At 43.9% G+C, this 20,053-nt stretch carries 20 protein-coding genes; 19 read left to right on the forward strand and 1 reads right to left on the reverse strand.

Going from position 1 to position 20,053, the window contains the following annotated elements; all coding sequences use genetic code 11:
* Positions 1–72: 72 nt before the first annotated feature.
* The 7 genes from ACL02P_RS00135 to ACL02P_RS00165 all read left to right on the forward strand — a co-directional run bounded on the left by ACL02P_RS00135 (position 73) and on the right by ACL02P_RS00165 (position 8,213).
* Complete coding sequence (locus tag ACL02P_RS00135; protein WP_412836566.1) at positions 73–501, forward strand: multicopper oxidase domain-containing protein; 429 nt, start codon at positions 73–75, stop codon at positions 499–501.
* Entirely contained in the window at positions 464–1,228 is a 765-nt protein-coding gene (locus ACL02P_RS00140) for a multicopper oxidase domain-containing protein (RefSeq protein ID WP_412836567.1), read from the forward strand. Before ACL02P_RS00135 ends, ACL02P_RS00140 begins: the two co-directional genes overlap by 38 nt.
* A gap of 36 nt (positions 1,229–1,264) precedes the next feature.
* Positions 1,265–1,732: a C40 family peptidase gene (locus tag ACL02P_RS00145; RefSeq protein ID WP_009224849.1), complete on the forward strand. Its 468-nt coding sequence runs from the start codon at positions 1,265–1,267 to the stop codon at positions 1,730–1,732.
* Positions 1,733–1,846: 114 nt separating this feature from the next.
* A complete protein-coding gene (locus tag ACL02P_RS00150; RefSeq protein WP_412836562.1) occupies positions 1,847–3,904 on the forward strand; it encodes a spermine synthase in 2,058 nt (685 codons plus the stop codon).
* Between the two features lie 159 nt (positions 3,905–4,063).
* Positions 4,064–5,428 (forward strand): ISNCY family transposase, encoded by a 1,365-nt coding sequence (locus ACL02P_RS00155; protein ID WP_019007868.1) that lies wholly within the window; start codon positions 4,064–4,066, stop codon positions 5,426–5,428.
* A 376-nt stretch (positions 5,429–5,804) separates the two neighbouring features.
* On the forward strand, positions 5,805–6,479 hold the full coding sequence (locus ACL02P_RS00160) for a methyltransferase family protein (protein ID WP_412836563.1): 675 nt from the start codon (positions 5,805–5,807) through the stop codon (positions 6,477–6,479).
* 57 nt (positions 6,480–6,536) lie between these two features.
* Positions 6,537–8,213 (forward strand): methyl-accepting chemotaxis protein, encoded by a 1,677-nt coding sequence (locus ACL02P_RS00165; protein WP_412836564.1) that lies wholly within the window; start codon positions 6,537–6,539, stop codon positions 8,211–8,213.
* A gap of 49 nt (positions 8,214–8,262) precedes the next feature.
* Here the strand turns inward: ACL02P_RS00165 and ACL02P_RS00170 are convergent, their stop codons facing one another.
* Positions 8,263–8,820 (reverse strand): C40 family peptidase, encoded by a 558-nt coding sequence (locus ACL02P_RS00170; protein ID WP_371859504.1) that lies wholly within the window; start codon positions 8,818–8,820, stop codon positions 8,263–8,265.
* A gap of 212 nt (positions 8,821–9,032) precedes the next feature.
* Between ACL02P_RS00170 and ACL02P_RS00175 the strand changes: the two genes are divergently transcribed.
* The 12 genes from ACL02P_RS00175 (at position 9,033) to ACL02P_RS00230 (ending at position 19,967) form a co-directional block, all read left to right on the forward strand.
* Positions 9,033–10,292, forward strand: a complete 1,260-nt coding sequence (locus ACL02P_RS00175) for a cell wall-binding repeat-containing protein (RefSeq protein ID WP_412836565.1) — start codon at positions 9,033–9,035, stop codon at positions 10,290–10,292.
* Between the two features lie 100 nt (positions 10,293–10,392).
* A complete protein-coding gene (locus tag ACL02P_RS00180) occupies positions 10,393–10,977 on the forward strand; it encodes a TVP38/TMEM64 family protein (protein ID WP_009224855.1) in 585 nt (194 codons plus the stop codon).
* Between the two features lie 206 nt (positions 10,978–11,183).
* The gene (locus ACL02P_RS00185) at positions 11,184–11,378 is read left to right on the forward strand and encodes a DUF2933 domain-containing protein (RefSeq protein ID WP_009224856.1); all 195 of its coding nucleotides are present in this window, start codon (positions 11,184–11,186) and stop codon (positions 11,376–11,378) included.
* Between the two features lie 140 nt (positions 11,379–11,518).
* The gene (locus ACL02P_RS00190) at positions 11,519–12,814 is read left to right on the forward strand and encodes an IS110 family transposase (protein WP_387803091.1); all 1,296 of its coding nucleotides are present in this window, start codon (positions 11,519–11,521) and stop codon (positions 12,812–12,814) included.
* Between the two features lie 499 nt (positions 12,815–13,313).
* Positions 13,314–13,475, forward strand: coding sequence for a DUF2933 domain-containing protein (locus ACL02P_RS00195; protein ID WP_412837293.1), 162 nt, complete (start codon positions 13,314–13,316; stop codon positions 13,473–13,475).
* 36 nt (positions 13,476–13,511) lie between these two features.
* Positions 13,512–14,933, forward strand: coding sequence for a YncE family protein (locus tag ACL02P_RS00200; RefSeq protein WP_009224857.1), 1,422 nt, complete (start codon positions 13,512–13,514; stop codon positions 14,931–14,933).
* A gap of 90 nt (positions 14,934–15,023) precedes the next feature.
* Positions 15,024–16,172: a cytochrome D1 domain-containing protein gene (locus ACL02P_RS00205; protein ID WP_412836568.1), complete on the forward strand. Its 1,149-nt coding sequence runs from the start codon at positions 15,024–15,026 to the stop codon at positions 16,170–16,172.
* An 18-nt stretch (positions 16,173–16,190) separates the two neighbouring features.
* Positions 16,191–16,976 (forward strand): prolipoprotein diacylglyceryl transferase, encoded by a 786-nt coding sequence (gene lgt, locus ACL02P_RS00210; protein WP_009224859.1) that lies wholly within the window; start codon positions 16,191–16,193, stop codon positions 16,974–16,976.
* A 2-nt stretch (positions 16,977–16,978) separates the two neighbouring features.
* Positions 16,979–17,725 (forward strand): response regulator transcription factor, encoded by a 747-nt coding sequence (locus tag ACL02P_RS00215; RefSeq protein WP_009224860.1) that lies wholly within the window; start codon positions 16,979–16,981, stop codon positions 17,723–17,725.
* A complete protein-coding gene (locus ACL02P_RS00220) occupies positions 17,712–19,121 on the forward strand; it encodes a sensor histidine kinase (RefSeq protein ID WP_009224861.1) in 1,410 nt (469 codons plus the stop codon). Before ACL02P_RS00215 ends, ACL02P_RS00220 begins: the two co-directional genes overlap by 14 nt.
* On the forward strand, positions 19,118–19,315 hold the full coding sequence (locus ACL02P_RS00225) for a hypothetical protein (RefSeq protein ID WP_036644990.1): 198 nt from the start codon (positions 19,118–19,120) through the stop codon (positions 19,313–19,315). The genes ACL02P_RS00220 and ACL02P_RS00225 overlap by 4 nt, the downstream gene beginning before the upstream one ends.
* A 31-nt stretch (positions 19,316–19,346) precedes the next feature.
* Positions 19,347–19,967, forward strand: a complete 621-nt coding sequence (locus ACL02P_RS00230) for a class I SAM-dependent methyltransferase (RefSeq protein ID WP_412836569.1) — start codon at positions 19,347–19,349, stop codon at positions 19,965–19,967.
* Positions 19,968–20,053: the final 86 nt, after the last annotated feature.

Here is a 20,053-nt window from a genome sequence, read left to right on the forward strand (position 1 = left end):
GAAACCATTAATTTATTGAGGGAGGATACAGTACACGATTATTGAGTAAATCAAGAAATGGAGGAGACGATTTTGATCAAAAAATTTTGGAAGCATGGCAGCTTGGCGGTCTTACTCGCGGTAAGTGCCTTTGGTTCTGTAGGGGCCGCTAATGCGGAGCAAGCCAAGCCGGCTAAACAAGATTTGAATATCCTGACCACCACTCAATTGCGAAAATTGCCTCCGTTAAAAGAGACAGACACAATTGTACCGACAGGTAAAGTAAAAGAGTTTACGCTCGATGTCAAGGAAGAAAAGTGGGAGTTGGTGAAAGGGACAACCGTAGACGCCATTACCATCAACGGCACGGTCCCGGGACCGGAAATCCGGGTGACCGAGGGAGATACGGTTCGTATCACGGTCAAAAATAACCTTAAGGAAGACACATCGATTCAGCTGGCATGGACTCCATGTTCCAAACAATATGGACGGAGTACCTCCTTTTACGCAAGATGGCATTAAAGCGGGTAAATCTTATACTTACGAGTTTATTGCGAACCATGCGGGAACTTTCATGTATCATTCCCATTTAAATAGTGTCAAGCAAATCGATAAAGGGTTTTACGGAGCGTTTATTATAGATCCGCAAAAACCCGAAGCACAACCCAAATTTGATCAGGATATAACCTGGATGCTTGGCGGCTGGAACGTAGGCGATATGCAAGCAATGAGTGTCAATGGGACAATGTTAGATAAAGCCGGTATGAATGCTGAAATGCCGGATGCACATGGCAAGATGACGGATATGGCAGGTATGGATATGGGGATGCACACTGCGGAAGGAACCGGCTCAGCTCAGATGAACATGGACTACAATTACTGGACGATCAACGGGAAAGCATTCCCGGACACGAAACCTCTTGTTGTCAAGAAGGGACAAACCGTTCGCTTACGTCTCATCAATATCAGCAACCTAAATCACCCGATGCATTTGCATGGACACGATTTCCGGGTCATTGCGGAAGACGGCCATCCCATCTCTAATCCGCAGGTCATGAATACCATTGATATTGCACCCGGTAAAACCTACGATATTGAATTCATTGCCGACAACCCGGGAACTTGGGTATTCCATTGCCATGAACTGCACCACACAATGAACGGTGAAGTGGAACCAGGCGGATTAATCGGTGTGATCCAATATGAAGGCCAACCGGCTACTGTTCAAACCCAGAGCGGCATGGAATAAGTCATAGGAGGAGTTCAGTAAGAGAGGAGAAATAGATTGAAGAAGATTATTGGATCAATTTTATTCCTTACCCTACTTACCGTGTTTAATGCCGGAAGCGTGTTTGCCAGTGAGTCGGCATTGCAGTCGGAAGTCGATCAAGTATTGGGGACCCCCTACCTATATGGTGGAACGACAACCAAAGGATTTGATTGTTCTGGATTTATTCAATATGTGTTTAAACAAGTAGATGTTGATCTCCCTAGAACAACGAAATTACAGGCAAAAGAAGGAGCAAAGGTGGAGAAGAAAAACCTGCGTTCAGGGGATCTTGTATTTTTTAATACGGACGGAACGGGCATCTCGCACGCCGGCATTTATATGGGGAATGGATTATTCTCCCACTCATCTGCAAGTAAGGGAGTTCAAATCAGCAAACTTTCGGAGGATTATTATGTCGAACGTTATGTAACCGCTCGCCGTATATTATCTGATGATGAGTATAATAAAATAACAAAAGAATGAAAGAATAGCTCGGTACATTAGTTGGACAGGCTTAACCCTAGAATTTAACAGTAAAAAGAAGTGCTTAAAACGCACTTCTTTTTCATTCTACCACTTAGAGGGGCGTAGGCATTCTTGATAAAGTCAATCAATATAAAGGGAAATTTTTTAATTTTATTAAGTATTTTCTTTGTATCTGTTTCCTTATTTGTATACCAAGTAATACTAACAAGAATATATTCGGCACTTTTATCCTATCACTATACTTTTCTTATCACATCTTTTGCAATATGCGGCGTTGGTGTCGGAAGCGTACTTGTATATATGCAGCAGAAAAAGGCAAAAGAACCGGGTAAGATACAGAAGGTGCAAAGTATAGGTTATGCGGCTTTTTTGTTAGCCCTATTTTATCTCGTCATATTATCGGTGATCTATAAGCTGCCTTATATAAATAGTGTTTTAATCTATGCCCTGTTGGGAACCCTTCCTTTTGTAATAGGGGGATATTATATATCCCTTCTCTTCAGACTATCCGCGGGGATAAGCAATAAACTTTATTTTGCAGATTTGCTCGGCTCAGGGGTTGGGAGCGTAGTTGTACTTCTATTAATGAACAATTTAGGAATGTTCAGGTCTTCCTTGGTTATAGCTATTATTGCCTTATTGGCTGCGCTCAGCTTCTCGTTGTTAGCAAATTTTAAGAGGTTGATTGCTGTAACCATAGTTTCTCTCGTTCTATTATCTTCAGGTTTATTCGTTCCAGTTCAGTATATAAATTCGATCGAGAAGAATTTCAACGGTTTATTGACTAATCCAGGTAAAACGTTTGGGTTTTATCAATATGAAGGTGAGAATGCAGAAATTATATCTACGGAATGGAATTCATTCTCTAGGACTGATGTTATAAGACTACCGGAAATACCCGACTATATGGTGGTTACTATTGATGGAGCGGCTAATGCCCCAATGATGAAATATAACGGTGATTTAAGCAGTCTGGAGAAATATAAAAAGGAAACTGAGTTTTTACCTTTTTCGATAGGGAAGAATGATAAGTCTTTGATCATTGGGCCAGGAGGGGGAAGAGATATATTATACGCTTTAGCGGCCGGGAGTAAAGATATTACCGCAGTTGAAATAAATACTTCGAGCATTGACGCCGTAGAAAAGTACTCCGACTTTAACGGCAACATTTACAATTTGCCGGAAGTGAAGGTATATGCAGAAGATGGTCGGAATTTCGTCAGAAGGACGAACGATAAATTCGATACGATCTTTTTATCCTTAGTAATGACCAATGCTTCTCAAAGTGTGGGGTACGCTCTTTCTGAAAACTATATCTATACGGTTGAGGCAGTGAAAGATTATCTAAATAAACTGGAAAGTAACGGAAGAGTCGCCTTTCTTGCTCATGATCAAAACGATCTCGAAAAAATAGTGGCAACCTCCATTTCAGCTCTTACTCAAAGAGGAGTTCCCTTGAAGGAAGCACCAAAATACATCGCTATTTTAGCCAAAAATATGCCTCCATCAGAACATGGCGGTGATGCTGAACATATTCATTATCCTATTGTAATCATAAAAAATGTACCTTTTACAGAGAATGAGAGTAACCAGTTATTAGACAAGGCATTACAAGGCGGTAATACGCCGTTATTCCTTCCTAATATTTACGAGGAGGGGCCTTTAAAGCACCTGGAAGATGAGCACGATACTTTCAAACAATTCACAGCCAAATTTAGCAACAATGTGGTCCCGTCTACAGATGATAGTCCCTATTTCTACAATTTTGAGAAGGGTTTACCTACATCGTTGCTTAATCTTCTTGCTGCTGTTGGAATTGGGAGTGTGATTCTCTTTGTCCCGTTTTTAATAAGAAATCGGAACTTGAAGAGACCAGCACTTTACTTTGGACTTCTAGGTGCCGGATTTATGTTGATTGAAACACCGCTCATACAGAAATTTTCTCTTTACTTCGGTCATCCTGTACTTACTTTTAGCTATATTCTGGCGGCATTGCTGGTAGGAAGCGGGTTGGGAGGATACATGAGTAGAAATAAATCGCTTAACAAAATTCTGAAAAATGACTGTATACCTCCTCTTTTGGTTGTGGTAGTCAATATAGCATTAATACTGCTTTTAGAAAAAATGTTTCTCATCACGTCGGAGTGGAGCTTAGTTAGTTTCCCCTGAAAAAGTCAGGGTGTTTTGAGCATAATTAAAAGGAATTCAGCACCTCAAAATGGAAATTGTTATTGACGAGATAACAAAGTTCCACACCCCGAGGGAAGAATTCCTTTGCTATAGGAGTTCAACAGAAGCCCTCGGGAATCCTTCCAAGAGGTGAAGAAAATGTTGAAACTTCGAGACGAGCAATTGACCATCTGGGATGCCATTCTCCCGGAATCTGTTAGAAAGTTGCCGGTCGAGCTTGCAATCATAGATCAATTACTGGACGACGACCGTTTTCTTCAACCGTTTACTGAGTTGCACCCGAAAGGCAAGAAAAGCGGCCGTCCTACGCTTGCAATTGAAAAGTACATCCGTCTTATGGTCCTGAAGCATAAATACAATTTGGGCTACGAGTCACTCGTGAAGGAAGTCGGTGACAGCATCACATGGCGAATGTTCTGCCGGTTTGCCATCGACGAACCGATGCCCGACCCGTCTACGCTCATCTATGCCCGCAAACGCTACGGCGACAAGATCGTCGAAGACATCAATGCCGCACTCGTAAAGCAGTGTGAGGAAAAAGCCGTTCTGAAAACCCGCAAATTGCGCACGGATACGACGGTTGTGGAATCCGACATCCATCACCCGACAGACGCTACGCTGTTGCAAGATGGCGTAAAAGTCATCACTCGAACGATTCAGAAAATCCGGAAAGTCGCCTCCCACACTGTTCAAGGCTTTGAAGATCGTACGGCAGAAATCAAGGAAAAGATTCTGTCCATCGCGAAAGTTCTACGTCGCCGCACCCGTGAATCTTGGGAAGAAGTTGACCGGATCACTGGGAGCGTAATCGAAGTAGCCGAGAACGTTGTGAACAAGGCGCAAGCCGTTATCGAGAAACTGCAAGACAAGGGCAAAGCTGCTCTTCGACAAAGTAAAACCAAACTGACCGAGGCGGTCACGCTAACCGGCAAGTTGTTGGAACAAGCCAAACAGGTCGTTTCCGGCAATCGAATCATCGCAGATCGGATCGTCAGTTTCTTTGACCCGGAAGCAAGACCGATTAAGAAAGGTAAGCTGGCCAAAGGAACTGAGTTCGGCTACAAGGTGCGAATCGACGAGACGGAAAGTGGCTTTGTGACCGGCTACGCTGTCTACGAGGGGAACCCCTCGGATGATGAACTGCTCGTTCCCGCTGTACAGGCGCATATCAAGCAATTCGGCAAAGCGCCGCAAGCTGTAGCGACCGACCGCGGTTTCTCAAGCAAGAAGAACGAAACGGCCATTACCGAACTTGGTGTGAAGCGAGCTAGCTTGCCGCGAAAGGGCAAAAAAGGCATTGCCCGATCCGAGTACGAAAACGAATTATGGTTCAAAGACTTGCAGCGTTACCGTGCAGCTGGAGAAGCGAAGATTAGTCTTCTCAAGCGGAAGTACGGTTTGAACCGCAGCAGGTATCGGGGCTTTGTCGGCTCAAAATGCTGGGTCGGCTTCGGGATTCTGACCCACAACCTGCAAAGAGCGGCAAAAATGCTCCAAAACTAACATGGAAACCGATCATTAGGGAAAGTTCTCCCTCACAACCCAGCCAGCAACCCGAAACTATTTTTGAAAATCGACTTTTTCAGGAGCAACTAGTTAATAAAATCATTGTTGCTTCCATATTAGTAATGATTCAAGGGTTCTTTATGGGGATTCCATTTCCAAGAGGACTAAAACGACTTGAGGAATCAGGTAAAGAGGACGCAATTCCGATGATGTTCGGCATAAACGGTGTTATGTCTGTAATGGGCTCGGTACTAGCGGTTATTCTCTCCATGAGCCTGGGGTTCAATGGCGCACTGCTCGTTGGCGGATTCATTTATGCTCTGATAAGCGTTATTAATAGACCCTAATTTTGAATAAGTGAGGTACGATTATTATGCATCTTTTGGATAAGAATGCGTACGGTCTCTGGGGATCCGTTCTATTTAACATCCTGTTTTTTGGTATGTTTGTATTTGCGGCATATAAGCCCCAAACGAAAAGGGAGTGGAGAACATTAGGAGCCTTCGCGGCATTTATAGTTGCACTTTTCAGTGAAATGTTTGGATTTCCGTTAACAATCTATATTTTAACTTCAGCTTTGGGGAGTAAATACCCGGTACTAGATCCGTTTACTCATCTTAATGGGCATTTATGGGTAGCCTTGGCTGGCGGTTCAACAACACTATACTCCATTCTCCACCCTCTCAGTAACCTACTTATATTTGCGGGGATATTGATTATTGGGATAGGTTGGAAAGGGATTCATGCCGGAAAGGGAGAGATGGTCACTAGCGGGATATACAGAATAGTACGGCACCCTCAGTACAGCGGTTTTGTGCTTAGTATCATTGGCTTCCTGGTGCAGTGGCCAACAATAATTACGATTTTGATGGCGCCTATCCTTTTAGTCATGTATACAAAACTTTCCAAAAGAGAAGAAAAACAAATGATAGAAGAATTTGGAGAAAAATATCTGGAGTATAAAAAAACAGTTCCGGCATTCATTCCGAGAAGATTATTAACTAGAAATGAAATTTCAGAAATTGCAGGGACATTTAGAAATAGGTAAGCCTATATTTTTTGTAATAGAAACTATGTATTAATATTGTATAAGGAGCAATTTATCGTGAAACTCTCCATAAAATTGATGATCATGTTTTCGAGTGTCATTTTAATTGTTGTCGTTTCATTAGGGGGATACTCGGCAGTAATGATGAAAAATGAGGTAACCCACCTTGCTGAGAAGAAACTCGCAACGAATGAAGCTATGGCCAAGGCATTGCTCAATGAAAAATATCCAGGGGAGTGGGAAATTAAAAATACCAAGTTGTACAAGGGCGAAACATTAATGGAAAATAATCGTCAAGCGGTAGAATCCATTAATAAACTGACTGGAGATAGTATCGTCATTTTTAAAGGTAAAATCAGCGTTGCAACTGCAGATGATTCCATGGCAAATAATGAATCGATGAGTTCCCTTGAAACTGAGGTTCAAAAGACGGTTTTGGAGAAAGGGGAAGCCTATCTTGGTTCTTCCCATAATGGAGAAGAACTTTCTTTATATGAACCGATAAGAAATAAGCAGGGCGATGTTATTGGAGCTTTTCATGTAAGTATGCCGAAAGAAATGTATGAGCATGCCTCCCAAAATTTTCGAAAAAGTATGATTTGGTTTGCCTTAATCGGTCTCTTAGTTTCCTTAATAGTTGCTGCTTATTTATCGGTCAGATTTGTACGGCCAATTCTCCAGATGACACATCTTATGGAGAAGGTTTCAGTTGGCGATTTAAGAGTAGATCTTCTGGTTTCTAAGTCTAGAGATGAGCTAGGTAGACTAGCTATTAGCGTCAATCAAATGGTGCGGGGGCTTCAAGAAATGGTACATTCCGTCAAAGAAGTTTCTATAGGTGTTCACCATTCTTCTCTATCTGTTGACGAGAAGACGAAGCAAATTGCAGAGATGGCTCTAGATGTGAACTCAAATGTCATACAAGTTGAATCAGGGGCGCTTAAGCAAGCTCAGGGAATGAATGCCAGTGCTAATGCCATGGATGATATTTCAGAAAACATTCAGCATATCGCCGAAACAACTTCCATTGTCGCACTAACTTCAAGTGAAATGTTGGAACATGCTGATCGGGGAAACCAGTCAATCCAAACAGCTGTTGAGGAGATCCATCAGCTTAATGAAACGACTTGCTTAATGGCAGATAGTATTAATGAGTTGTACCAGATGTCTGATAATGTTAGCAGTATAGCAGGAATGATTACAGAGATTTCCTCACAAACCCATCTATTGGCATTGAACGCAGCCATTGAGGCAGCTCGAGCAGGAGAGAATGGCCGAGGGTTTACGGTGGTCGCCGATGAAGTGAAAAAATTGGCTGAACAATCTGAGCGTTCTTCACATGAAATTCAATCTTTAATTGATACTGTTCAAACGAAGACAAGTGACGCTGCAGAAATGGTGGAGCTGGGACTCAAGCAGCTTGATCGAGGGATAAAAGTCCTACAGAAAGCAGGACAAGCATTCAGCAATATTGTCAATTCTGCTGGAGTTGTAGCTAAGCAAAATCAGGAAATATCTACGGCAACTCAGGAAATATCTGCTGGAATTGAAGAAATTGCCTCCTCATTTCAGACGGTATCTTCAATCGCCGACGAGACAGTAAAAAATGTCCAACACATCATGGAAGCGAGCCATTCACAAGTGAATAGAACAGAGGATATATCCGAAACTTCATCCAAAATGTTGGAAACGATCGAAAAAATGAGAAAGGCCGTTAATCAATTTCAAGTATAAATTTGGAGAAAGGACGAGCCAGTGAGTTATTTCTCACTGGCTTGTTATGCTATTTCAACACACTTCCCCCAAACAGAAAGCGCTTTTCCCATTGAGTGCCCTCAATTTTATCGATACGAACGCCGCCCGATTCTTTGGAATAAGTTTGCAGGATTTTCCCGTTTCCAAGATAAATTCCGTTATGAGTGATGCGGGCAGTGCTTTTATTAATTCCTTGGTAGTCAGAAGCTTTGCTGCCTCTGTAAGACATGAAGAACATAATGTCTCCACGCTTGAGGTTCTTCCAGTTTGTTGTATAGGTGCCGTTTTTCTTGATATAAGCTCCTTGAGTCCTCGAATTAGAAGGCAACCTGATTCCTGCTCCTTCCCAATAGGCTTGTCTTACAAAGTCGGAACAGTCGAAGGTTTTGGTATTGCTTCTGCTGGACCCGAACTCATAAGGAGTTCCTAAATATTTCATCCCTTTTGCGATAACATTTTCCCGCACGCTGCTTACTGTTGCTTTAGCTTGTGTAGGAATGTCGCTTGATGCATGAGTCGTCGGAGCTCCAAACGGACTCATTACGAGAGAAGCAGATACCATTAAAATTGCTAAAGATTTCTTCATGCTGAATTTCCTCCTGATGTTTTTTTGTGAAACTGACGTCATCCTAACACAGGATTTCAGGGTTTGTTTAGGCGTAATATTTGGAAGCGGAAAAGGTAATAATTAAACGGGATCTCCACGAAAACCACATACTTTCCACAAGCTTTTTGTTTAAAATGGATATCACCTAATAACTCTATTTAGAAAATAATGAGAATTTACAGGAGGCGCTTATGAAGAAACCAGTCCAACTCGGAGTAGCTTTATTAGTTACGGTGTTCATTTTATCGGCCTGCACCAATTCGGGAAACGACAATGCTGCTAAAGCTGAGAATACGGTTCAACCATCAAGTAATACAACTGTTTCCGAAGTAAAAGTCGTGACTCCATGGATTTCCTCAAAAAATACGACGCGGATAAACACGGATAATCCCGTGGAAGCGGCGGTGTCGGTATCGCGAACGTTATGGATGGCAACCAGTGATGATAACCGTCCAGGGAGTATTATTCTTACATCTGCTGATGATTGGCAGAATGCAGTTGTTAGTGCCGACTTGATCCATCATCCAAGCAATGGCCCGATTTTGTTTGTCAATCAGGATGGTATTCCTGAAGCTACTGCAAATGAGATGAAAAGATTAAAGCCGAAAGGCGTGGAGAGTAACGAGGGAATTCAAGCGATCTTGGTTGGTGATCTTGATCAAAAAGTTGAGGATCAGGCAAAGGAACTCGGGTTCAAAACGGACAAACTTGCAGCCGATAATCCTGCAGCTTTGGCTAAAGCCATTGATGCTTATTACGCTAAAGTAGCGGGTGAAAATCCTTCTTCCGTCATCATTGGATCGATGGAAAGTCTTGAGTATACAATGCCGGCCATCAACTGGATCGCTCATATGCCTGAGCCCCTGTTGTATGTCATGAAAGATGAGATACCGCAGGAAACCAAAGAAGCGTTACAAACCCGGGGAGGAAAGGCCAATATTTATATTTTAGGGCCTGAATCTGTCATTTCACAGAATGTAGCCAATCAAATAAAGCAATATGGCAAAGTGGTACGTATTGCTGGCGATGATCCATATGCTAACGCTGTTGCCTTTGCTCAATATAAGGACAAAGCAACCGGATTTGGTTGGGGAATTACAACACCTGGGCATAACTTTTCGTTTGTAAATCCAGAAAATCCGGGACTGGCTATTGCGGGTGCGCCTTTTTCTCACTTAGGCAAGCATGCACCGCTTCTATGGACAACAAAGGACAGTATGCCGGATTCGGTGATGTCTTACGTGATGTCTGTCCAACCCAAATATGAGAAATCTCCAACAGAGGGACCGTATAACCATGCCTGGCTAACCGGCTCTCAGGCATCCATTTCTGCTGAAGCTCAGGGGCAAATCGACACCATGCTGGAGATTGTATCGGCATCAGGGATGGATCATGGAAGTATGGGTGGAATGAACGGCAATACGGAGGATATGCCCGGGATGAACCACTAACCCGAAGAAAAGGCAAAAAGGCTGTATAGGATTGTTTAATATGATCCATGCAGCCTTTTTATTAAAAAAATGATGTTAGTATTAGGGAGCGAATCCGGCAATGTTACAGGCAGAAGATGTTGCAGAATGGTTGGCAGGCTGGGGGATAGGATCGTACGTCCTTAGCATCGTCCTCAATGTGGTCATCAGCATCTTAGGGGTAATTCCTTCCGTTTTTCTCACGATGGCCAATGTGTTAGTGTTTGGGGGAATCCCAGGTTTTTTCGTATCCTGGCTCGGTGAAATGGCCGGTGCGATTGTTTCCTATATGTTATACCGAAAAGGGGCACTCAAACTAGAGGAGAAGTATCTTTCAAAGAACAGAAGATTGTGGTTCCATCGTATACAACGGATGAGTACTCTTAGGCAGTTTCTCACGGTTTTGATCGCCAGAATCATTCCATATATGCCGTCCGCCCTGGTTACAGTCATGAGTGTAATAGCACAAGTACGTATCCCGATCTATCTCCTCGCTACAGGCATCGGAAAAGCCCCGTCCATTCTTTTAGAGTCTATGGCTGGCTATGGGTTTAAGATGATTGAAGACCAACGCGTCAAGACGGGTATTTCAATATTGCTACTATTTTCATTCTTTTTCATTCTCTTTATACCCGGAAAGTTCAGATCTAGGAAGTCGGATATTTAAACATTCGCCAAAGAAAGGATCGAAGGGGCTGAATTATTGACATGCCTAGTTTGGATACAGTACCGTCCACGCCTTACCACGACCATAATATCGGGTCGTGTTTTTTTATAAGTCCATAGAAATTGCACGCTTTCCACACGGTTTCTACACAATCACTCTTTACAATGAACATATCAAGTTATTGAAATGATAAAGGAGGAATACAAATGGATTGGTCTTGGCTGCTATTGTTGGCTTGTCCGTTAATGATGGTGTTTATGATGTTTGGAATGAAGGGGCATGGTCATGGACACGGCTCTCATTCGGAGCATTCAAATGACCGTGCGATGCAAGTACAGCTTGACGAACTAAAAGCGCAAAATGAGCAAATGAAGCAAGAAATTCAAAAATTATCCCGGTAAACCAATCCGAAGTTCAAATTAACAAAGGAGCCATTCCTGTAATGAATTAATTTGAGGTTTGAACGAAAAAAGCGCCTCCTGTATGCTGGGTCTTGGAATGTGGACCATTCACTGCCCTAATTAAGAGGAGGACGCTCACTATGAAGTATAAGCAATCGAAGAAGCAGAATCAACGGATTACACAAATTACCGAAGCTACACTAGTGGTTGGAGCAGACATTGCAAAAGAAACCCATGTAGCACGCGGGATCGACTTTCGGGGAATCGAACTTGGCAAAGAATGTGTGTTTAGCAATAACCGCTCAGGGCTGACTAAACTGGTATCGTGGATGAAGGAGCTACAGTGGCAACATGCGAAGACTGATGTGATCTTCGGCATCGAGCCGACCGGACACTACTGGTTCCCGCTAGCGGAATTTCTGCAGCACGAAGGGATTAAGGTGGTTATCGTCAATCCTCATCATGTGAACAAGAGCAAAGAGCTTGAGGACAATTCCCCGACGAAAAACGACTATAAAGATGCCAAAGTGATCGCAGATCTGATCCGCAATGGGAAGTACACCGAACCGAAATTCCCGAAGAGCGTCTATGCGGATTTACGCATCTTGATGAACCTGAGGGAAAAAGTGATGGGGAACTTTGGGCAAGTCCAAAGGCGGATTCAAAACTGGCTGGACCGTTTCTTCCCGGAATACCAACAGGTGTTCAAAGACTGGGAAGGGAAAGCATCGCTCATCACACTGACAGATTTTCCAACACCGCAAGACGTCGTATCTCAAGGCGCCTATACGATTCTGAAGCGTTGGAAGCAGGATGTGAAACGAGCTGTAGGCATGAAGCGAGCGGAGAAACTGGTTCAAGCCGCCAAGTCTTCGATCGGACTTACCGAGGGTCTCACTGCAGCCAAAATCGAATTGAAGGCTTTACTGGAGCAGTACGACTTATTTGCTCGTCAGCTAGAAGACATCATGCAACAGGTGGAACAACTACTGGATCGGGTTCCCGGTTCTGAAGAGATGTTGACGGTACCTGGAGTCGGAGTGGTGACACTGGCTGGTTTCCTGGCGGAAGTCGGGGATCTGCGAGGCTACGATCATGGCCAACAGATCATACGACTTGCCGGATTCAATCTGAAGGAAAACAGCTCCGGCAAGAAGAAGGGCAAGTCCACGATCACCAAACGTGGACGATCCCGGCTACGGGCGTTGCTGTTCCGGGCTGTCATGCCGATGGTGGCAAAAAACGCGGAGTTTAAGGCATTACATCAATATTACACGACACGCACAAACAATCCGTTAAAGAAGAAACAGTCCATTGTAGCCCTGTGTGGAAAACTCATTCGAGTCTTATTCACATTGGGGACAAAACAAATGTGCTACAACCCTATGGATGTTCTGGGGCCGGTACGCCAGTCTCAGCTTCGGATGGCAGCGTAAAACGAGATTCAAACTTTCAGCGTTTGCATACGACGAATAGGTTATAAACAACGACAACAGAAGCACGGAGCAGCCGCAAGGAATTATTCCATAAGGGCAACGACCCAGTAAAGGAGCAAGAAGCGGCGTCCACCCCTTGAGAGGCAGGACGAAGGAATGTGAGGGCTATGACCCAGTGTGACATGGGAGGGTAAGCCGTCAAGGGAATGGTGTGGATATCCAAGGTGCGAACATACCGATGTTATCCATAGATTGGAAAATGGGTTCCAAACTCTATTCCTGCCATCGGCTCCACCAGAAAAATATGTCATATAAACATAATATCTCCATCTCTCGAAAACGTCGAAGTTGAAAATCTAAGAAATCGTAAGCAAATGAAAGAAAACATTAATTTATAGTGGGAGGAACTAACATGAGTTGCTGTGGTAATCACAACCATGACGGAAATAATCATGCTGGCGGGGAGCATTCCGGCCATTCCAAAAAACATAATTGGATGATGATCTTGTGCTGTGTTTTGCCGATCGTTCTATTCGCTGCAATGCTACTTTTTAACGGAATAACAGGCTCAACGGGAAACATTATTCCATTCCTGCTTCTGCTGATTTGCCCATTGTCACACCTGGTTTTGATGCCGATGATGAGTAAGAAACGACACTAACAAACCCAATGACGAGAACATGGAGTGGATGAGTTCATGAAAAATATCTATCGATGGGGGGGAGTTTTGCTTTTCCTTTTGCTCGTTGCCGGTACTTGGCTTTTCGTAAAACAGCCAGAAGGGAAAGCAGCTCCTGCTTCAGTTTTTTATGTACCAAACGCTGGAGACGGAACCATCTCCGTTGTTGATTATGAACAAGGAAAAGCAGTGGACACGATTAAACTGGGAACAGACCAAGCTTCCCATGGTATTGCACTAAGCTTAGACCAAAAAGTACTTTACGTCGGCACCGGCTTTGACGGCAAAACGCTGATAGCGATCGATACGAAAACCAAAAAGAAAATAAAGGAACTTGCTTTTGACGAAGGCGTTCATGGCATCGATATAAGCCCGGACGGTCAAAACTTATACGTATCCCTTAATCCGGGGCTTGGTAAAACGGGCGGGAAATTAGCCATTGTGGATACGGCGAATCTCAATCTAAAATCCATGGTTGAGACGGGAGAAGGCCCGGCGCATGTGGCAGTTACTGCGGATGGTTCCCAAGTTTGGACAGCTAATGTGAATGATGATACGATTTCCATCGTAGACGCAACAACGGCAAAAGTCGTCAAAACCATCGCTGTCGGGAAAGTACCTAACGAGGTGGCGGTTATGCCGGATTCGCGATATGCTTTTGCTGCCAATGTAGAGTCGAATACGGTGTCTGTCATCGATATGAAAACCATGCAAGTGATCAAGGATATTGAAGCGGGAGAGGCTCCTCATGGGGTAACTGTCTCCCCAGACGGAAAAGAATTGTGGGTCAGCAATAACAAATCGAACGATGTCACAGTGATCAATACGGACAACTTTCGTGTTTTAGCGACGATTTCAACGGGTTCCTATGCAAATCACGTAGGCTTTTCACCTGATGGGGTATGGGCTTTTGTCTCAAATCGGCAATCGAACGATATCGTAAAGATCAACCGAGAAGACAGAAAGGTCGTAGCCATAATTCCGGTAGGTTCCGAACCGCATGAAATATCGCTGGAAGATATCATTGTTCCTGTCCAAGCTTCGAACGTAACCGCCCCTGACATTAGTCCGGATCCATCCGTTCAGGAGGGAACGCTTGGCTCGGCTCAAATCACGGTGCAAAGGTTAAAGGCAACTGACCTTGGGAATGATCCGAATTTTACGGATATCAAAGCGGAGGATTTTCAACAAAATGATATCTATGGAATTTCATTAGCTGCTCATTCTGGCGATATTTCTGATTTGTTAAATGAGCAGAGGATTAGCCTGCAAGGCTTAAATGGTAAATATGTGTCTCCTTCTCGGTTGGTTTCCGTAAGCAACGACTCACACCATCCTTTTTATTTGGCCTGGTTTCCAAAAACAGAGCAAGCCTCTCAGGTCGAAATGAAAATTGACGGACCCAATGGAGAAACGGTTTCTTTATCCTGGAGTGAGTAACTGAATCGAGAAATATAGTGAGCACGCTCACTATATTTTTTGGGGATAAATATAAAAATGAGAATAAATAAATTTAGGGGGATAAATAACATGAAAAGAAACTGGATGATAACGCTCTCTGTAGCGGTTTTAGCCATTGGTATTACTGCCTGTGGTACTGCACAACAGAATAACAATGCTGCACAACAGAATAACAATGCTGCACAACCAAATCAAACCACGAATAACTCTGAAAACAAAGCTGAAGCCCCAATTTCACAAAATGTTGCGCCGGCGTTTTTTTACACTGCCGATGAAGGGGGAAGTGTTACTAAGATAGATGCAACTTCAAATCAAGTCCTGCAGACCATTAAGGTTGAAGGGGCCGTTCATAATGTCCAGGTCTCTCCCGACGGGAAATTGGTAGGAGCTACGGTTGTTCCATCAATGTCGGACATGGAAGGAATGTCGGAGGCGGAAGATCAAGAGGGCGGACATGGCGAAGATGGCGATCATGAAATGAGCGGTTATGCCAATTTTTATGACACGGTTTCAGACGAACTCGTCAAGAAAGTCGAAGTAGGTATCCACCCGGCTCATCTCGTTTTTACGATGGATGGGAAAAATGTTCTGGTTACCAATAATGAAGGAAATAATGTAACGGTACTGGATGCCAAGACGTTTCAAACGGTGGGAACGATTCCAGCAGGAAAAGGCCCTCATGGTTTTAGAGTGTCGGCGGACAGTAAATTTGCCTATGTGGCAAATATGAGCGAAGACACCGTTAGTGTGTTGAACTTGCAGACCATGGTTGAGGAGAAAAAGATCAAGGTCGGTAGCACGCCTGTAACGACTGGCGTAACGAGTGACGGTAAAACCCTGGTCGTTCCTTTAAACGCAGAGAATGCAGCCGTAATTGTGGACTTAGCTACCGAGAAAATGATCAAAGTACCTGTCGGTAACGGTCCTGCGCAGGTGTATATTCCATCCGACAACAAGTATGCGATTATTGCGAATCAAGGTACCGAACAAAATCCATCAAATAGTATCTCGAAAATTGACCTGGCTACAAATCAGGTCATTGCCACGATCGAGACGGGCAAAGGGGCGCATGGCGTGGTAGTGAGCCCGGATAACAGTAAAATATATGTGACAAACATGTTCGATAACACTGTAACCGTGATCGACAATGAAACCAATAAAGTGATTACAACGATTAAAGTAGGCACAACGCCAAATGGAATTAGTGTTACTCCATAATAATAAGGGGATAGTGACGTGAGAGTAATTTTATTTGAAATCGGGGGATTCTCCCTTAGATCCTATGGCGTCGTAGTGGGTTTGGCTGTATTGCTTGCCGTGGGCATGGCGTATTATTTAGCTAGAGGGACGCAATATCAAAAACATATCTTTAATCTGGTGTTCTATGTACTTCTTGGTGCCATTCTAGGAGCCAGAATATGGCATGTGTTCTTTTTTCAATGGGGATACTACTCGAACCATTTATCTGAGATTTTTGCCATCTGGAATGGCGGAATCGCCATACAGGGAGCATTGGTTGGCGGATTCCTGACAACGGCTGTTTATACCTGGAAAAATAAAATTTCGTTTTGGGAACTCGCCGATATTGTGGCTCCTGCCATCATATTAGGTCAGGCCGTAGGCCGGATTGCCTGCTTCCTAAATGGTGATGCGTTTGGAGCTCCGACTGGGACAGGCTTTGGGGTTGTTTACCCTGAAGGTACCATCGCTTTTGAACGGTATGGTTCCGTTCCGCTATGGCCGGCCGAAGTTTGGGAGGGTCAGCTCGATTTGATCGTATTTGGAGTTCTCATAGCCATGAAGAATATCAAGCTTCCCGTAGGGGTGCTGTTTTTAAGTTATAATATGATGTATGCACTGGTCCGGTTTTCTTTGGAATTCCTTCGTGGGGATTCACCACGGTACGCCTTGGATTGGACTGCCGGACAATGGACCAGTATGAGTATCTTCCTGATCTCTATGGCCTTGATGGTGTATTTCTTCTTTAAGCGCAACCAAGAGACAAAGGTAATCACTATGTAAAAATGAGTCAATCGGTAAAGGCGGGTGGCGGCGTGCCAAAACTACAGGTTCTTGTTGTAGATGATGAATGGAATATGCGCAATCTCTTGCGGATTTATTTAACGCGAGAAGGGTTCGAGGTCAAGGAAGCTACAAACGGCAATGAAGCCTTGGAAATGGCGGCTAACCATCATTTCGACATTATTCTGCTGGACCTTATGCTGCCGGATATGGACGGGTGGCAAGTATGCAAAAAGATCCGGGAGAAGGATCATGTAGCTATTTTGATGCTCACCGCGCGTTCGGAGACGAAAGATAAAGTGTACGGGCTTGGCATCGGCGCGGACGATTATTTGACCAAGCCATTTGAACCTGAGGAATTGCTTGCCCGGGTCTATTCCTTAATCCGCCGTTCGGCGATTACACAATCCATCAGGCGGCAAGAGGCTGCGTTAGAGTTTCCCCATCTGAGAATATTACCGGAAGGTAGAGAAGTTATTATCCATGACCATTCCGTTGAATTCACACAGAAAGAGTTTGATTTATTCATCTCGCTCGCGAAAAGCGAACAACGTGCGTTCAGCCGCGAAGAGTTGGTGAATCTAATCTGGGGAGACGAATACGAGGGAGAAGTTCGCGTCGTAGATACTCATATCAAAAATATTCGGGAAAAGACTCAAAAGGCAGGGCTTGGCTATAATCCGATTCAAACGGTGTGGGGAGTAGGGTATAAGTTCAACGGAGCGGGTACTTCCAATGAGAAGGAATAAAATTGGCTTCAGGCTTGGTTTGATGATTCTCGTCGCTTTTGTTGTCGTGATTCTCTCTTTAGGATTGACGATTGATCGAATGTTCACGAATTTCTATAACTCGGAAATGAGAACAGAGGTAAATGAACTCACGACTCACTTCACAGCGATGAGCCAATCGCCTGAGATGTTGTCCGAAGAGACGCTGCTCAAGTTTGCCGATTTTTCAAACGTCAGTATTTTATTTGTTTCTGAACAAGGAGACATATTGGCAAATTCCGGAACCTATGAAATATCGGACCGAACATTCATTAAACCCAAGGACCTGAAGCTTCTTTTTACCGGGAAAGCCGTAAAGCTTGAACATACCGATGCTAATGGAGAACGTTACTTCGTGGCGGCCAGACCCGTATTGGATGCCACGGGGGTAAATATTAAAGCCGCGGTTTATGTCCTTTCTTCAACCGGGCATATGGATGAATCCATCACGGCCGTTCGTAGCGTATTGGTACTGTCAGGCCTAGGGGCATTTCTACTGGCACTGGGAATCACCTGGATCATCGCCAAAATCCTATCCCGACCCATGCTGCAAATGCAAGCGGCAACCCGGAAAATTGCCGCGGGTGAGCTGGAAACTCGATTAACGATTCAGCGAGATGATGAAATTGGTGTTTTGGCGGATTCCATCAATCATCTGGCCATCGAGCTACAGCGATATAGGGATACCCGGCAGGAATTTTTTGCGAATATATCTCATGAGCTGCGAACTCCGATCACGTACTTGGAAGGATATGCACAAGTCCTCAAGAAGCGTCTATATGAAACAGAGGAGGAGAAGGATAAATATTTAGATATTATTCATGAAGAGGCCATGCGTTTACAGCACCTCGTTGATGATCTATTCGATTTGGCTAAGATGGAAGAAGGAAAAGTCAGCCTGTCGCTGGAGTGGATTGACTTAGCGGAAATTACGGATAACGCGGTTCAAAAAATTAAGCTTAAAGCCGGCGAGAAGAACTTATCTCTCCAAACGAAGATCAACAGCAACATTCCATTGATTTACGGTGACGGTTTGAGAACGGAGCAGGTTCTTCTTAACTTGTTGGAAAATGCTGTACGCTATACGGAGAAGGGCAGCATCGTCGTTGAACTGGACCAAAACCGCTCCTTTATTTATATAGCAGTGGAAGATACCGGTATGGGTATCCCTGAGGATGAGATTCCGTACATCTTTGACCGTTTTTATCGTGTGGAGAAGTCCCGCTCACGGCAATATGGTGGTACAGGGCTCGGTTTGCCAATCGCTAAAAAGTTGGTGGAGCTGCAAGGCGGGGAACTCAAGGTCTTTAGTAAGTTAGGCCACGGAACTAGGTTTGAGATCCGCTTTGTGCCTGAACACCAGGAGGAACGAATATGAAGAAGGCGGATTGGGTTATAGTCATTGTTCTCATAACTATGGGGCTGGCATGTTTAATCGTATCGGCTTTCTCATTCCGTGGCATGTCATTTACTCAGATGGGACTTTCCATCGGGCAGGCTTGCTTATCGATGATTGTGATAGCTACGATCTTTGGTATCGTATATTGGTTCACGCAAAGAAACAAACCTTAACTCCTATCGGTTCCCTAAGTTCAAATCCGAGGTGAAAATATTGAATAAGGTCCAAACCGAAAAAATAAAAAGGCGATACAATCGCGTAGCCCCTCTGTTCCACAAAATGGACAGTAAAATGATGAAAACTTGGAGAAGCAGCTTATTATCAGGATTAAGTGGCAATATTCTGGAGGTTGGCATTGGTACGGGAGCTAATCTTCCCTACTATCCTTCTTCCGTTTCATTAACGGGAATAGATTTTAGTCCCAGTATGCTGAATTACGCCAAGCTACGCGCCGAAGAACTCGGCATGAAGGTAGATTTGATTGAAATGGATACAGAGCACATGGATTTTGCGGACCATACCTTTGATTATGTAATAGCTACCTGCGTGTTTTGCTCTGTTCCAGACCCTATACAAGGGATGAAAGAAATGGCTCGTGTATGTAAGCCGGAAGGACAAATTCGTTTATTGGAGCATATGCGTAGCGATAACCCGGTTGTGGGAAAAATCATGGATCTGCTTAATCCAATCACTGTGAGGTTGTCTGGGGCGAACATCAATCGAAGAACGATGGAAAACGTGGAAAAAGCGGGACTCGTTATTGAACAAAACGAGCAGTTGTTTTCTACAATCGTCAGAAGTCTAACCCTAAATACAATGGTTTGATCTTTATAACTTCTTCACAATGTATAAATTGAGTGTTTTGCATAATTCCGTTTCAGAGAAGAAGCGATAGCATATTCACTGTCGTT

The organism is Paenibacillus sp. MB22_1 (assembly GCF_047200555.1).
GTDB classification, from domain to species: Bacteria; Bacillota; Bacilli; order Paenibacillales; family Paenibacillaceae; genus Fontibacillus; species Fontibacillus phoenicis.

What these genes read in the sequence shown, in the direction of transcription:
- ACL02P_RS00140 (WP_412836567.1), top strand. Translation starts at nt 464, where the DNA reads ATGGACGGAGTACCTCCTTTTACGCAAGATGGCATTAAAGCGGGTAAA.
- ACL02P_RS00155 (WP_019007868.1), top strand. Translation starts at nt 4,064, where the DNA reads ATGTTGAAACTTCGAGACGAGCAATTGACCATCTGGGATGCCATTCTC.
- ACL02P_RS00160 (WP_412836563.1), top strand. Translation starts at nt 5,805, where the DNA reads ATGCATCTTTTGGATAAGAATGCGTACGGTCTCTGGGGATCCGTTCTA.
- ACL02P_RS00170 (WP_371859504.1), bottom strand. Translation starts at nt 8,820, where the DNA reads ATGAAGAAATCTTTAGCAATTTTAATGGTATCTGCTTCTCTCGTAATG.
- ACL02P_RS00175 (WP_412836565.1), top strand. Translation starts at nt 9,033, where the DNA reads ATGAAGAAACCAGTCCAACTCGGAGTAGCTTTATTAGTTACGGTGTTC.
- ACL02P_RS00180 (WP_009224855.1), top strand. Translation starts at nt 10,393, where the DNA reads ATGTTACAGGCAGAAGATGTTGCAGAATGGTTGGCAGGCTGGGGGATA.
- ACL02P_RS00185 (WP_009224856.1), top strand. Translation starts at nt 11,184, where the DNA reads ATGGATTGGTCTTGGCTGCTATTGTTGGCTTGTCCGTTAATGATGGTG.
- ACL02P_RS00190 (WP_387803091.1), top strand. Translation starts at nt 11,519, where the DNA reads ATGAAGTATAAGCAATCGAAGAAGCAGAATCAACGGATTACACAAATT.
- ACL02P_RS00195 (WP_412837293.1), top strand. Translation starts at nt 13,314, where the DNA reads ATGATCTTGTGCTGTGTTTTGCCGATCGTTCTATTCGCTGCAATGCTA.
- ACL02P_RS00200 (WP_009224857.1), top strand. Translation starts at nt 13,512, where the DNA reads ATGAAAAATATCTATCGATGGGGGGGAGTTTTGCTTTTCCTTTTGCTC.
- ACL02P_RS00205 (WP_412836568.1), top strand. Translation starts at nt 15,024, where the DNA reads ATGAAAAGAAACTGGATGATAACGCTCTCTGTAGCGGTTTTAGCCATT.
- ACL02P_RS00215 (WP_009224860.1), top strand. Translation starts at nt 16,979, where the DNA reads ATGAGTCAATCGGTAAAGGCGGGTGGCGGCGTGCCAAAACTACAGGTT.
- ACL02P_RS00220 (WP_009224861.1), top strand. Translation starts at nt 17,712, where the DNA reads ATGAGAAGGAATAAAATTGGCTTCAGGCTTGGTTTGATGATTCTCGTC.
- ACL02P_RS00225 (WP_036644990.1), top strand. Translation starts at nt 19,118, where the DNA reads ATGAAGAAGGCGGATTGGGTTATAGTCATTGTTCTCATAACTATGGGG.